The organism is Streptomyces sp. NPDC007875 (assembly GCF_042868035.1).
GTDB classification, from domain to species: Bacteria; Actinomycetota; Actinomycetes; order Streptomycetales; family Streptomycetaceae; genus Streptomyces; species Streptomyces antimycoticus.
Genome location: NZ_JBIADZ010000006.1, coordinates 239,528 through 252,783 on the forward strand (window position 1 = coordinate 239,528; position 13,256 = coordinate 252,783).

The following is a 13,256-nucleotide window of genomic DNA, read 5'->3' on the forward strand; positions in this document are numbered from 1 at the left end:
ACGAGACGACCGTGCCTCGCTGCGGGTGGAAGTGGTCGAGATGTGAGACGCATGGACGGCGCGAGGCGGGTCGTACTGCCCTTGCCTCTGACCTGCCCGATGCGCTGAGCCCACCGTTCGGGTGATTGCTCGGGCGACGGGTATCACCGGATATCCGGCCCGTCGGACAAACCGACATACTGTGCGAATGACGGCACAGAAGGCAATTCCTCCCTTGATTCACCAGACATGGAAAGACGCCGACCTCCCTCCGGCATGGCAGAAGTGGGCCGAGTCCTGGCGGCTGAACCACCCCGGCTGGGGTTACCGGTTGTGGACGGACGCGGACAATCGCGCCTTTCTCCAGGAGCACTATCCGTGGTTCCTGCCGGTCTACGACGGCTATCCCGAACCGATCATGCGGGCCGACGCGATCCGCTATTTCCTGCTCGACCATTTCGGTGGCCTCTACGTGGATCTGGATTTCGAGTGCCTGAAGCCGGTCTCCGACCTCCTCGACGGGCGCGAACTCGTGCTCGGCTGCGAACCCGAGGCACACACCCGCTTGTTGCTGGCCCGGCAGCGCGGATTCACCCGCATCGTCGGCAACGCGTTCATCGCGTCACGGCCGGGCCACCCCTTCTGGGCGGCCCATGTGCACCGGCGACTGGTCGGCGCCCACAAGCTGCCGCACACGCTCGATGCGACCGGCCCGTTCTTCCTCACCAGAGCGGTCGACAGTGCCCCGGAGCCGGACTCGATCACGGTGGTCGGCCCGGAGGTTCTGTACCCGGAGGTGAGCCCGTACGCGACAGAGCTGTTCGGCCCGCAGGAGGCCGATTACGACCGTGCCCACGCCGTGCACCACTGGTCGGGCAGCTGGGCCTGCGACACCGCGACCGCGCCGAGGGTCTCGGCGGGCAGGCGGTTCCCGTTCTGGGCGAGCCAGGAGCGGCAACCGGTCGCCGACGGCCTGCTCAACCTGGAGGCGCAGCGCCGCCGTTGGGCCTCGGGCGCGCCGGCGCCGACCGTGTCCTGTCTGATGGTGACCAAGGACCGCTCGGCGACGGCACGCCGCGCGATCCGGTGCTTCACTGCTCAGACCTACCCGAACCTGGAGCTGGTGGTGCTGGAGGACGGCACCGATGACGCGCTCGAGCAGCACATCCGTGACCTGGACGACCCGCGGATCCGCCATCACCGGCTCCCCCCGGAGCGACGGACCTTGGGGGAACTGCGCAATGAGGCGGTGGACCGGGCCACCGGGCCGTACGTGTGCCAGTGGGACGACGACGACCTGTACGACCCGGAGCGGGTGGAGGCCCAGATGGCGGCGATTCTCGCGCTCGGTGCCGACGCGTGCTTCCTCGCCCGTGAGCGGCTGTGGTGGCCCGCCCGGCGCAAGCTCGCCATCTCCTGCGCGCGGGTCTGGGAAGGGTCGATGGTGTGCGCGAAGGACCGGCTCCCGCGCTATCCGGCCGAGCGCCGTGGCGAGGACACCCCGGTGGCCGAGGAAATGGTCCGAAGCTGCCGGGTCGTCTCGGTGGACGCGTCCGACCTGTACACCTACGTATGCCACGGGAACAACACCTTCGACGAGTCGCATTTCGCGGAGCACTTCGAGGTGGCGACCCACGTGTGGGCCGAACCCGGCGCCTACGCGGAGCAGTTGCTCGCCATGGCGGCCCGGCTGCCGCTCGAGCCGGGGGACATCGCGCACGCCGAGACCGCCGCGGGCGCCGCGAGCACATGCGAGCGGAAGCCGCAGCCGGTCCCCGAGCCGGCACCGGCGAGCGAGCGGCCCCCGGTGCTGGTGCTCACGCCCCTCAAGGACGCGGCCGCGTTCCTGCCCGGCTATCTGGACCGCCTGCGCACGCTGGACTACCCCCGTGAGGCGATCTCGCTGGGCCTGCTGGAGGGCGACAGCAGGGACTCGACCCCGGAACTGCTCCGGCAGGTCCTGCCCGGCATCGAGGCGGAGTTCCGGCGGGTGACCCTCGTCCACCATGACGTCGGCCTCCAGTTGGCCGGAGCCCGCTGGGAGCCGGGCATCCAGCGTCGGCGCCGGTCGGCTCTGGCCAAGGTGCGCAACCATCTCCTCGCGCGGGCCCTGGCCGACGAGGAGTGGGTGCTGTGGCTCGACGTCGATGTCACCGGCTACCCGGCGGACCTCGTCCAGCGTCTGCTCGGCGCGCGCAAGAACATCGTCGTCCCGCACTGCGCCACCGCACCCGGCGGGCCGACGTACGACCTCAACACCTTCGTCCGCAAGCCCGGAGCCGGCACGCTCAACTGGGCCCAGTGGGTGCGCGACGGCATCCTTCAGCCTCCCCGGGGTTTCGGCCGGACGTATCTCGACGAGTTGCGTGGACGCGGGCTCGTCCGCGTCGACTCGGTCGGCGGAACCGCGTTGCTGGTCCGTGCGGAGTTGCACCGCGACGGCCTCAATTTCCCCTCCTTCCCCTACCGGCAGTTCATCGAGACCGAGGGGCTGGCGGCGATGGCCCTGGACATGGGAACCGCCTGCTGGGCGCTGCCCGATCTGGAAGTGGTGCATCCGCCGCACCACGGCACACCGCAGCCGGAGCCCGTGATCCTGACCGCCGCACACAGTAGGTAGTCATTTTGACACATGGAGTGACAAAACTTACGGTGGCTTTACTGCCCATGCCGCGACGTACAGCGGCATTCCGGGGCAGATCCCCCGCACCCGAAGGAAAGGCGCCACCGTGAAATCCCGTGTCATGACCTCACTGGCCCTGCCTGCCGCGCTGGCCACGGCCGGACTGCTCAGCACCGCGGAGGCGGCCTACGCCGCCATCGCTCAGGACACGCAGACGGGGACGGCGACGTACGGGTACTCAGGGCAGCCGATGAGCGGCGACATCACCCTTACGCCCGGGACCAGTCACCCCTGCGAGCCCATAGGCAACGTCACGATCACCGACTACGGGCACTGCTGCCCGCCCGTGAACAACGTCACGATCACCGACTACGGGCACTGCTGCCCGCCCGTGAACAACGTGACCATCACCGACTACGGGCACTGCTGCCCGCCCGTGAACAACATGACGATCACCGACTACGGGCACTGCTGCAACGTCGGCAACGTCACCATCCCCGACTACGGGTGGTTCTGCAGGGTCGACGACGACGACCTCCGACCCGAGGGCGGGTTCGGCCGGCACCACGAGTCGGCAGCCGACGCCTACGACCCCCAGCGTGCGGAGCGCGCGCACAGCTAGCCCAGGATCCGCCGCTGTGCCCGGCCGTGGGCCCGCAGACGTGGCCCGGGGGGACGGCCGGCGCTCGGAACACCGGCTTCCGGTCCGCCCGATTCCCATCCCGTTCCCGTCCCGAACCGAAAGACCGCGCATGCCCCACAATCCCGACCCCGTGGTCTCGGTGGTCATCCCCTGCCATGACTACGCCCGCTATCTTCCCGAGGCCGTGTCCAGCATCCTTGCCCAGACCTTCCAGGACTGGGAGCTCCTCATCGTCGACGACGGCAGCACCGACAACACCGCCGAGGTGGCCCGGTCCCTGATCACCCGCCACCCCGACCGGCGCATCAGGCTCGTCCAGCGGGCGAACGGCGGCGTCTCGGCCGCCCGCAACACCGGGATCGAGGTGGCCACCGGCCGCTACGTCCTTCCGCTGGACGCCGACGACGTGATCGCTCCCACGATGCTCGAGAAGACCGTCGCGGTCCTGGACGGCAACCCCGGCATCGCGATCGCCTCCACTGATGTGTTCACCTTCACCGACGACGATCTGCCCCCGCAGACGATGTCCCTCCCCGCCTACAGCCGGGAACTGATGCTCCAGCGGCTGATCATGTTCTACTGCTCGCTGTACCGCCGAGAGGTGTGGCAGGCCGTGGGCGGCTACGACGAGAGCATGCGGGCCGGAGAGGACTGGGACTTCTGGGTCGGCTGCGTCGAGCACGGCTTCGATGCCCACCACCTCCATGAGCCGCTGTTCGGGGCGCGCAACAAGGACACCGGACTCCACGTGGAGGCCGCCGAGAACGACCTGGCCATCCGGGCGCGGATCGTGGCCAACCACCCGAGCCTGTTCAAGCCGATCACCCGCGGCTGGGCGCAGGCCGTGCTCGGCCAGGACGCGGAAGCCTGCCTGCGGGACGACCACGTGCCCGACGACATCCTCACCCGGGCCGCCGAGATGGATCACTTTCTCACCGCGGTGATGGCCCTGCAGCGCACGGCGCGGGTTCAGCACTACCACATCCAGCGGCTGGAGAAGGAGCTGGCGGCTCACCGCCACGCGGCCGGCTCTCCCGCCCAGGAGAAGGACCCGACCACATCGGCGGTTTCCACCGTCTAGCGTTGTGATCAGGCCCTCGACCTGCGCTTATGGCGCGGATCAGGGGGCCTTTCACGGCCTGGGCCCACGGTGGGTCCTCAGCGTCAAGGATCTTGAGGCATCAGGCGGTCGGCGGGCCGTCGGCGAGGCCGACGTGGGAGCCGACGTCGTCGCGGTGGGCGGCGTCGAGAACGGCGTTCAGCAGCCCTGGGAAGCGGGCGTTGAGGTCGTCGCTGCGTAGCGTGACGAAGCAGCGGGTGCCTTGCTGCCGGGTGCGGGTGACGCCTGCGTCTCGGAGCACGCGCAGGTGATGGCTGAGGGTGGACTTGGCCACGGGCGCACGCAGTTCGCCCCATCCGTGTTCGCGGTCGTCGGCGAGTACACGTATCAGGCCGACCCGGATGGGGTCGTTGAGCGCCCCCATCACGTCGATGAGGGTGATCTCGTCCGGAGTGGGATGTCGCGCCTGTTTCACGGAGACCATGTTACGTTATTCGATGTTCCATGAATGACGAACATTGAGGTGTCATGAACGCCAAGCCCCCCGCAGACCTCGCCGAACGCGTTGTCATCGTCACCGGCGCCGGATCCGGCATCGGCCGGGCCGCTGCGCGCGCCTTCGCCCAAGCCGGTGCCCGGGTACTGGGAGTCGGTCGCCGAATCGACGCTCTTGAGGAGACCGCCGCCGGACATCCCGCGATCGCCGCCCATTCGGCCGACCTGAGCGGCCCAGGAGCACCGGAGGAAGTGGTCAACGCCGCAGTTGACCGCTGGGGGCAGGTGGACGTGCTGGTCAACAACGCCGGAGCCACCAAGATCATGCCGCTGGCCGACACCACCGACGGGGGCATCACCGACCTGTTCGGCCTCAACGTCGTCGCCCCCAGCCTGCTGGCCCGTGAGGCGCTGCCGCACCTGCGCCGGAGCCGGGGCTCGATAGTCAACATCTCCAGCACCTATGGCCACCGGCCGCTGCCGGGCGGCGCCCACTACGCGGCGTCCAAGGCCGCCCTCGAACAGCTCACCCGCAGTTGGGCAGTGGAACTCGCCGCCGACGGCATCCGCGTCAATGCCCTCGCCCCCGGCCCGACGGAAAGCCAGGCCCTGGCCGCCGCCGGACTCCCCGCGGAGACCATCGAACAAATCAAGCACGAAGAAACCTCGCGCATCCCCCTCGGCCGCCGCGGCGACCCCGACGAGGTCGCCGCCTGGATCCTGCGCCTGGCCGATCCAGCCACTACCTGGCTCACCGGGCAGATCCTCACCGTCGACGGGGGCCTGGAACTGACCTGACGGCCCCGGGCTTCGTGGAGCATGCCCGCAGCGTGGCCACGGCGGCCAGGCGGCCAGACGAGGTGTGCGGCCCGCCCTCCGTACCTTGATCAGCCGCGATCTCCGCCACACCTGGGAAACCACCTTCACCGAGCCGGCTCCCAACGCGACGGCTGTCGCGTGAACCTCGCGGACGTGCTCGCCGTCGGAGGCGACCCCCGAATCTCCCGCGGTCAGGAGGGAGTGAACTCGTACTGCAGCTCGTAGAGGTGACCGGCCTTGGCCATCACCGTGGCCTCGATGGGGCGCTCGCCATCGCTGTAGACGACGCGTAGCGTCCGCAGAACCGGAAGGTTTCCCGGCAGGTCGAGCACCGCGTACTGCTCCTGGGTCGGTACGCGCGCGGAGACCTTGTCGACGCTGAGGCGGGGCGGGTAGCCCAGTTCCGCGAGGAGGGCCGGGGTGCCGCCCTTGATCTTGCGGCGGTCCATCATCGCCGTCCCGCGAGCCAGCTCCAGCGGGTAGTACGACTTCACCAGCTCCACCGGCTCATCGTCCATGAGCAGCACCTGCGCCCGCAGCAGCGCCGTGCCGTCCTCCGGGAGGCGCAGGGCCTCGGCGACGTCGGCGGGCGGGCGGACCTCGGTGACGTCGAGGAGCCGGCTGCTTCCGCGAGCCTGGTGGCCCGCGGCCTCGCTGATCCATCGGTACGGTTCCCCTGGCGCGGCCGGGGCCATGTACGAGGCGGGTCGCATGGTGCGCTGCCGGTGTTCGCGTACGGTGACGGCCGCCCCGGCACGGCCGACCGCCAGCCCTTCGTCCTTCAGCAGCTGCAGGGCTTTCTGCACGGTGGCGTTCGAGGCGGTGAACCGCTCCTTGAGCTGGGCGGTCGAGGGAAGCTTGGCGCCCGGAGGAAGGTCGCCGGACATGATCTCGTCCCGTAGGTCGGCGGCGATCCGTTCATGCAGCGACCGCTGGTCGACTGCGTCCTGTTCGGCCTTCGGCACGGTCATCCCATCCTGAGTTCGTAGCGCAGGCGCTGGCGTTGGGCGGGCATGGTGATCAGGTCGGCCTGAATGGCCCGGTCGGCCCCGTCGAGCACGACCCGCTCCAGGCACAGCACCGGCTCCTCCGCGCCGGTCCGCAGCAGCTCCCGCTCCTGTGCGCCCGGCATGCGCGCCGTCACGTCCTCGCGTACCCGCCGACCCACATGCCCCAGCTCGGCGAGCAGCGCCACCGCGCCCCCACGGATCTTCGCGGTCCCCGCGAGGCCGGTGCCTGCCGCGATCTGCGCCGGGTAGTAGGAGTCGCCCGCGGCTTCGATGCCACCGAGTTCGAGGTCGGCGACGAGGGCGTCGGCTACGTCAACAAGGACTAGGCGCAGAACGGCGGTTACGCCGAACTGGTCTCCGCTCCGGCTCGCACCCTGGCGCGCAAACCGGCGTCCTGGGACTGGGCGCATGCGGCGTGCCTGCCGCTGCCCGGGCTGACGGCCTACCAGGCCATCAAACGAATCAACGTCGGCGAGGGCGACACCCTCCTGGTCCACGCGGCCGCGGGTGGGGTCGGCTCGCTCGGTGTGCAGATCGCCCTCGCCCGCGGCGCCCGGGTCATCGGCACCGCCGACGAGCGCAATCACGACTTCCTGCGAGAGCTCGGCGTCACACCAGTCACCTACGGCGAGGGCCTGGCCGAGCGGGTGCGCCGGCTGGCGCCCGGGGGTATCGACGCGGCGTTCGACTGCTACGGCGGCGACGCGGTGGCCGTGTCGCAGAAGGTCGTGAAGGACCCGGCGCGGGTCGTCTCCGTGGCCGACCTCACCGTCGCCGACCAGGGCGGTCATCTGGTGTGGGCACGCTCGAACGCCGACGAGCTGACCGAGCTGGTCGATCTCGCCGAGTCCGGGAAGTTGTCCGTCACCGTGCACCGCGCCTTCCCGCTGGAGCAGGCGGCCGACGCCTGGCGGGCTCTCCAGGAGGAGGGCCGTACCCGCGGCCGGATCGTGCTGGACATCGACGCCAACTGACCTCAGCCCCCCACCTGCGGTTTCACCGCGGGAAGGGGGCCTCGGTGAACGGAGCTTCGAGCGCCGATGCGCGGACCGTCAGCGCAACGCCGCCTCGCCCGAGTAGACCGCACGCAAAGCGCGCTCGACCGTCTCCTCGTTTTCGCCGACCGGGGCCACGTAGTCCAGGACGCCGCGCGCCGCGGCCTCCCCGACGGTTCGGGTGATGACCCAGGTGGCGAGGTACTGGGAGGAGAGGCAGCCGCCCGCTGTCGCGATGTTTCCCTCGGCGTGGAACGGGACGTCCAGGACGGTGACGCCGCCGGCTTCGACGAAGGGGCGGCTCTTCATGTCCGTGCAGGCGGGCATGGAATCCAGCAGCCCGAGCCGGGAGAGCACCAGCGCGCCGGAGCACTGGGCGCCGATCAGCTGACGCGAGGGGTCGAGGGAGAGCCTGGAGATCAGTTCGTCGTCGGTGACGACCTCGCGGGCCTTTACTCCGCTGCCGATCAGGACGACGTCGGCTTCGGTCACGAACTCCATCGGGCGCTGGCCGGTGACCTCGACGCCGTTCATGGAGGTGACCACCGGCGTCGGTGTCGTGATGAAGGCTTCCAGGCCGTCCTTGCGGCATCGGTTGATCAGCGCGGAGGCGATGAAGCTGTCGAGCTCGTTGAATCCGTCAAAGGTGACCACGGCTACCTGCGGCATGGCATCTCCTCATGTGCGGTGCGGCGGCTGAGTGTCTCCCGAGCGCCGTGCCCGGGCCGCGGGCCAATTGGGGGTCGGTGGCTCATCGGGCCATAAGACCTCTTAAGGACTTACGCTGAAATCGTCCGCGGCGGCCGCACAACCGGGACGGGACGGTGAGCTACGCATGGCCAAGTACGAGCAGATCGCCGATGCCCTGCGGCAGAGTATCCGCGCAGGTCAGCTGCTGCCCGGGGAGCGGCTTCCGGCCGAGGACAAGCTTGCGGCGCGGTATCGGACCAGTGTGCCGACGCTGCAGCGGGCGCTGTCGGAGCTGGTGGCCGAGGGGCTGATCGACAGGCGGCACGGGGTGGGGACCTTCGTGCGCACCCCGCGCCGGCGGGTCATGCGGAGCAACGATCGGCACCAGTGGGAGAAGGACCGGGTGCGCCGGTCGACGGCGGAGCGCCTGCGGACCGGGTCCACCGAGCATGACACCGGGCTGGAGGTGACCGACCTCGCCTTCCACGCCGAGTACCGCGACGCGAAGGCCGACGAGGACCTGGCCTCCGTCTTCGGGGTCCCCATGGGCACGCGGCTGCTGGAGCGGATCTACCGCACCAACTGCCGCGAGGAGGACGCGCCGTTCGCCCTGGTGCACTCGTATCTGGTTCACGACGTGGTGGCCGAAAATCCGGATCTGCTCGACGCCGCCAACGAGCCCTGGCCCGGCGGCACCCAGAATCAGCTCTACACGATCGGCATCGAGCTGGACCGCATGGAGGAACGGATCACGGCCCGGCCGCCGACGGTGGAAGAGGCCGAAGCGCTCGGGCTGAAGAAAGGTGTGTCGGTGATCGTCCTGCGCAAGATCTGTACGGATGTCGAGGCCCGGGTCGTGGAGGTATCCGACGTGACGCTGTGCGGAGACCGTACGGAGCTCGTCTTCACCACGCCCCTGAAGAGGTGGTGATCATGCCCAGCACCATCACCGTCATCACCGCGGTCCACGCCCCGGGCGCCGAGCATCTGCCGGACGCCTACAAGTCGTTGCGCGAGCAGGAGCTGCCGAACGGCTGGGACTGGCAGTGGGTCATCCAGGAAGACGGCGAGACGGACGCCGTACGCCCCTACGTCCCCGACGACGCCCGCGTCAGCTTCGGCCAGGGCCGGGCCGGCCGGGCCGCGATGGCCCGCACGATGGGGCTCTCCCGCGCCGAGGGCGAGTACGTCAAGGTGCTGGACGCCGACGACATGCTCACCCCCGGCGCCCTCGCCCGCGACCTCCGCGCGCTCACGGACCACCCCGATCTCGGCTGGGCCACCTGCCGTGCCCTGGATCTGCTGCCCGACGGCTCCACCGTCGGCTTCGAGGGCGATCCGCCGCAGGGGCCCATCGCGCGCGGCGCCCTCCTCGAATTCTGGCGGGCGAACGACTACCGCGCCCAGGTCCACCCCGTCACCCTCTTCGTCCGCCGGGACCTGCTCCTCGCCCTCGGCGGTTGGATGGCCCTCCCCGCATCCGAGGACACCGGCCTCCTCATGGCCCTCAACGCGGTCAGCCGCGGCTGGTTCACCGCCGAGACCGGCCTGCTCTACCGCAAGTGGCCCGGCCAGGTCACCAGCCAGTCCGCCCACACCGACGAGGCCGAGCGCGCGGCCCGCTTCGCGGTGGTCGAGGCCCGGGCCCGCGTCCTGGCCGCCATGGACGGCTGGCGCTACGACGCACACTGAATGCCCGCTCGGGCCGCCACCGATGAGTTTGCGCGGCCGCCCCGGTCTGAGAGGAGGAAGAGCTCACCGGCCCAGGAAGAGCTCACCGACCGCTTCCCACGGAGGGGCATCATGAGGAAGATCACCGCCAGCCTGTTCATCTCGCTCGACGGAGTCGTGGAAGCACCCGATCAGTGGCACTTCCCCTATTTCAACGACGAGATGGGCGCCGCCGTCGACGCGTCCTTCGCCACGGCCGACACCCTCCTCCTGGGCCGTAAGACCTACGACAGCTTCGCCGGAGCGTGGCCGGGCCGTGAGGCGGAGGGCGGCGAGGACGCCGGTTTCGCCAAGAAGCTCGGCGACGCCCGCAAGATCGTCGCCTCGCGCCAGGACCTGACGTTCACCTGGCGGAACTCCGAACTGCTCAAGGGAGAGCTGGCCGACGCCGTCACCGCGCTGAAGCGCGAACCGGGCGGGGACATCGTCCTGAGCGGCTCCGTCTCCGTCGTCCGGCAGCTCCTGGGGCACGGCCTGCTGGACGAGTTGCACCTGCTGGTGCACCCGATCGCCGTCCGCAAGGGCATGCGGCTGTTCGACGAGGCCGACACCACGCTCCCGCTGAGACTGATCTCGTCCGCGACGTTCAGCACCGGTGTGCTGCACCTGGTCTACGCCCTGGCCGAGCCGACGGGCGACGCGACCTACGACGACGCCAAGGCCCACCTCCCCCGAGACGACCAGTAGCACCGTCCGCCTCATGAGTTGCCCGTGGCTGCGTTGGCGGTGGCGGACCCCCGGCGGCGAAGGACGGGATCCGGTCTCAAAGGACTGGGAATCGGCCGCATGTGTCTGCGGTCAGTACTGACCATGGCCTTAGCCGGTGACGATTGACTTGAGACGGCACTGACCGGCGAGGGGGCCAAATGGGCAAACAGGTTAAGTGCGGATCAACTAGTACCAAGAGCGGTAGGCCATGCCAGAATCCCGCGATGATTGGCTACTCCCGCTGCCAGTTGCATCGAGGTGAATGGAACAAGCCGCAGAGGAAGAAGCCCAAGAAGCGTCGCTGAGTCGCCCCCTGTGGTGCGCCGGGCGGTGGCGTAAGTCGGCCGCAGTGGCAGCCGCCGGCGCGATCGCTGGTGTCCTTGTCGGAGGCAACCGGTAGAGTCCCTCCGCGCATCGACCGGGCGGCTCAACGGGGCTCTACCAACAAGGTGAAGTTGCCACAAAGTGGCCAAGCTCGGACTCGTTCGAGTGTGCATTGAGTCACCAAATAATGTGAGCTATGTCACGTCGACGGTCGACGCGTCCCCAATGAGCTGGTTTCTTTCCGGTTTTTCCGGTGACCTTCTGTAGCTGATGCACGATCGACTGTCGCGTAGCCCGAGGGGCACAGGGCAAGATGGGGTCCGTCGCGACGCTCGCTTGTGATGGGAGTCACGTTTCGTACGTCGCGGTAACAAGCACTCGGATACGACGAAGGCCCCACCCGTCGCCTGGCCAAGGTCTAGGTGAGGCCTTCGACTCAGCACACCGGCTGCAGCGTGGCCCCGACCGTTAGGTCGGGGCCTTCGCGTCAAGCGGTCCAGTGGTCTCGCACGATCTTGTAGATCGTGTAGACCGGACCCAGCCAGCGGGCCATCCGATACGACTGGTCCCGCCTGCTGCAGCGGCAATGCCCCTTTGGCTTGTTGTGCTTCTTCGCCATCGGGTTCCGCCCCTTCCTGGGGCCCACGGCCGTCGTGGACTCCGCGGAGATTCACCAGGGATGCTGGACCCCCGGGGCGGATTGATAAGCGGCACCCTACCGGGCGCTGCGCCATCTGTGACTTCGTCAACTTTCAACGAGAGACGTCTGTTGGCGGCACACCGTGCCACCTTCGGTGACCCGAGCGGTTGTGTGCCGAGGGCGACTAGGTGCAGAAACGTTACTAGCTGGAGTGCCTCTGACGGATCGTAGGGAACGGAGTGCCGGTTCCCTTGATGCGTCACTCTCGAATGTGACGTATACGACTCGACGTGGTGCGAACCGAGAGGACGAGCTTGCTGTCGGGGCTCGACAATCAATGAGTGAGAGGTCATTGACGAAGAGTGGCGATCGTTGATCGCTGACTCTGCTGACGGGCGTGCCCCGAGGTGATTGACCACCTCGGAGCGTGAAGGGGTGCAGCAGTCTCTGCTACCGGTCCTCTGCGGCCGATCAGGGCAAGGTCTCCGCGTCCACCCGCGAAAAGACCAGGTCGCTTTCCTCGGCGACCGGGCCCCGCCAGCGCATCGGCACCTCCGGCGGGCGCCGGAGCGCGTCCGGGTAGCCGGCCGCCGCGTAGTCGTTGGTCAGGCGGTAGACGTGGAAGCCGTGGCTCTTCAGGGCTGTCAGCAGCTCGTCGACGGAGTCGCCGAGGTCGGCCATGCGCTGCGGGGTGACCTCGACGGTCAGTTCGGCGTCGGGGCGCAGCTTGTCCAGCAGGGGGAGGAGGCCGCGGACCACAGCGCCTTCCGCGCCCTCCACGTCGATCTTGATCACCCTGGCCCGGGTGATGTCCTCTTCGGTGAGGAGGCGGGGCAGGGGCTGGGCCGCGATCTCGAAGGTGGACTCGGCCGGGCCGTCGTAGGGGACGACGCTGTTCGCGCCCATGTTGCGGGAGCTGGCGAGGATGAACGTCAGCAGCTCGTCGCGGTCGGATACGGCCGTGTTGATCGCGCGGATGTTGGCGCATCCGTTGCGCCGCGCGTGCCGCAGGAGGATGCGGTGGAAGGTCGGCGAGGCTTCGATCGCCACCACCTTGCCGCGTGCCCCGACGAGGCGTGAGGCCAGGATGCTGTAGTAGCCGATGTTGGCCCCGACGTCCACGAAGACGTCCCCGGGCTTGAGGCGCCGCTGGAGCCACCGCGTCATATGCGGCTCCCAGACGCCGAAGAGGTACAGGTAGCGCTGGATGAGGTCCTGTGTGTCGACGGCGAAGGTGGCGCCGAAGCGCGTACGGGCCAGGCGGTGCAGGGGGCGGTCCCGCAGTGCGGCGTTGAGGTGGTTCTCGACCAGGGCCCGCTTTCCGGCGCTCCAGGGCGCATGGCGGACGTACTCGCGGCCGAGGTCCAGAGCGGCCTGGTCGAGCCTGCGGCTCACGGGGCCTCCAGGGGGTGAAGGGTCGTTCTCGTTCGTTGCGCCGACGCCGGCACCGTTGTCCCGGTACCGGTGCGGAGTCTCCCCCTGACATGGAAGCGCCCGACCGCTGGCGACGGGGGATGCACCAGCGGTCGGGCTGTACCT

Annotated in this window: 14 protein-coding genes; 9 read left to right on the top strand and 5 right to left on the bottom strand. The window is 69.1% G+C overall.

Annotation, left to right across the window (positions count from 1 at the left end; translation table 11 throughout):
• Positions 1-214 precede the first annotated feature (214 nt).
• From ACFYOY_RS15720 to ACFYOY_RS15730, 3 genes are all read left to right on the top strand, one after another.
• Entirely contained in the window at positions 215-2,599 is a 2,385-nt protein-coding gene (locus ACFYOY_RS15720) for a glycosyltransferase (protein WP_388587494.1), read from the top strand.
• A 109-nt stretch (positions 2,600-2,708) separates the two neighbouring features.
• Positions 2,709-3,224: a hypothetical protein gene (locus tag ACFYOY_RS15725; protein ID WP_388587497.1), complete on the top strand. Its 516-nt coding sequence runs from the start codon at positions 2,709-2,711 to the stop codon at positions 3,222-3,224.
• A gap of 130 nt (positions 3,225-3,354) precedes the next feature.
• Positions 3,355-4,326 carry a glycosyltransferase family A protein gene (locus tag ACFYOY_RS15730; RefSeq protein ID WP_351881809.1) on the top strand — a complete coding sequence of 324 codons (972 nt, stop codon included), beginning with the start codon at positions 3,355-3,357 and terminating at the stop codon, positions 4,324-4,326.
• Positions 4,327-4,426: 100 nt separating this feature from the next.
• Here the strand turns inward: ACFYOY_RS15730 and ACFYOY_RS15735 are convergent, their stop codons facing one another.
• On the bottom strand, positions 4,427-4,789 hold the full coding sequence (locus ACFYOY_RS15735) for an ArsR/SmtB family transcription factor (RefSeq protein WP_388587500.1): 363 nt from the start codon (positions 4,787-4,789) through the stop codon (positions 4,427-4,429).
• A gap of 44 nt (positions 4,790-4,833) precedes the next feature.
• Between ACFYOY_RS15735 and ACFYOY_RS15740 the strand changes: the two genes are divergently transcribed.
• Positions 4,834-5,598 (top strand): SDR family oxidoreductase, encoded by a 765-nt coding sequence (locus tag ACFYOY_RS15740; RefSeq protein WP_351881805.1) that lies wholly within the window; start codon positions 4,834-4,836, stop codon positions 5,596-5,598.
• 212 nt (positions 5,599-5,810) lie between these two features.
• Here the strand turns inward: ACFYOY_RS15740 and ACFYOY_RS15745 are convergent, their stop codons facing one another.
• Together ACFYOY_RS15745 and ACFYOY_RS15750 are read right to left on the bottom strand one after the other, a co-directional pair.
• Complete coding sequence (locus ACFYOY_RS15745) at positions 5,811-6,590, bottom strand: GntR family transcriptional regulator (protein WP_388587503.1); 780 nt, start codon at positions 6,588-6,590, stop codon at positions 5,811-5,813.
• Entirely contained in the window at positions 6,587-7,039 is a 453-nt protein-coding gene (locus ACFYOY_RS15750) for a UTRA domain-containing protein (RefSeq protein ID WP_388587505.1), read from the bottom strand. The genes ACFYOY_RS15745 and ACFYOY_RS15750 overlap by 4 nt, the downstream gene beginning before the upstream one ends.
• A 78-nt stretch (positions 7,040-7,117) precedes the next feature.
• On the opposite strand from ACFYOY_RS15750, the gene ACFYOY_RS15755 reads away from it, so the two are divergent.
• Positions 7,118-7,603, top strand: a complete 486-nt coding sequence (locus tag ACFYOY_RS15755) for a zinc-binding dehydrogenase (protein WP_388587634.1) — start codon at positions 7,118-7,120, stop codon at positions 7,601-7,603.
• Positions 7,604-7,681: 78 nt separating this feature from the next.
• Here ACFYOY_RS15755 and ACFYOY_RS15760 read toward each other — a convergent pair whose 3' ends face one another.
• Entirely contained in the window at positions 7,682-8,293 is a 612-nt protein-coding gene (locus ACFYOY_RS15760) for a DJ-1/PfpI family protein (RefSeq protein WP_351881803.1), read from the bottom strand.
• 166 nt (positions 8,294-8,459) lie between these two features.
• On the opposite strand from ACFYOY_RS15760, the gene ACFYOY_RS15765 reads away from it, so the two are divergent.
• The 4 genes from ACFYOY_RS15765 to ACFYOY_RS15780 all read left to right on the top strand — a co-directional run bounded on the left by ACFYOY_RS15765 (position 8,460) and on the right by ACFYOY_RS15780 (position 11,058).
• A complete protein-coding gene (locus ACFYOY_RS15765; RefSeq protein ID WP_388587509.1) occupies positions 8,460-9,245 on the top strand; it encodes a GntR family transcriptional regulator in 786 nt (261 codons plus the stop codon).
• A 2-nt stretch (positions 9,246-9,247) separates the two neighbouring features.
• Positions 9,248-10,006 carry a glycosyltransferase gene (locus ACFYOY_RS15770; protein WP_351881799.1) on the top strand — a complete coding sequence of 253 codons (759 nt, stop codon included), beginning with the start codon at positions 9,248-9,250 and terminating at the stop codon, positions 10,004-10,006.
• Positions 10,007-10,117: 111 nt separating this feature from the next.
• Entirely contained in the window at positions 10,118-10,732 is a 615-nt protein-coding gene (locus tag ACFYOY_RS15775; RefSeq protein ID WP_388587513.1) for a dihydrofolate reductase family protein, read from the top strand.
• Between the two features lie 179 nt (positions 10,733-10,911).
• Entirely contained in the window at positions 10,912-11,058 is a 147-nt protein-coding gene (locus tag ACFYOY_RS15780; RefSeq protein ID WP_351881795.1) for an HGGxSTG domain-containing protein, read from the top strand.
• Positions 11,059-12,188: 1,130 nt separating this feature from the next.
• On the opposite strand, the gene ACFYOY_RS15785 is transcribed toward ACFYOY_RS15780, so the two are convergent.
• Positions 12,189-13,112, bottom strand: coding sequence for an FkbM family methyltransferase (locus tag ACFYOY_RS15785; protein ID WP_351881793.1), 924 nt, complete (start codon positions 13,110-13,112; stop codon positions 12,189-12,191).
• Between the last annotated feature and the right edge of the window lie 144 nt (positions 13,113-13,256).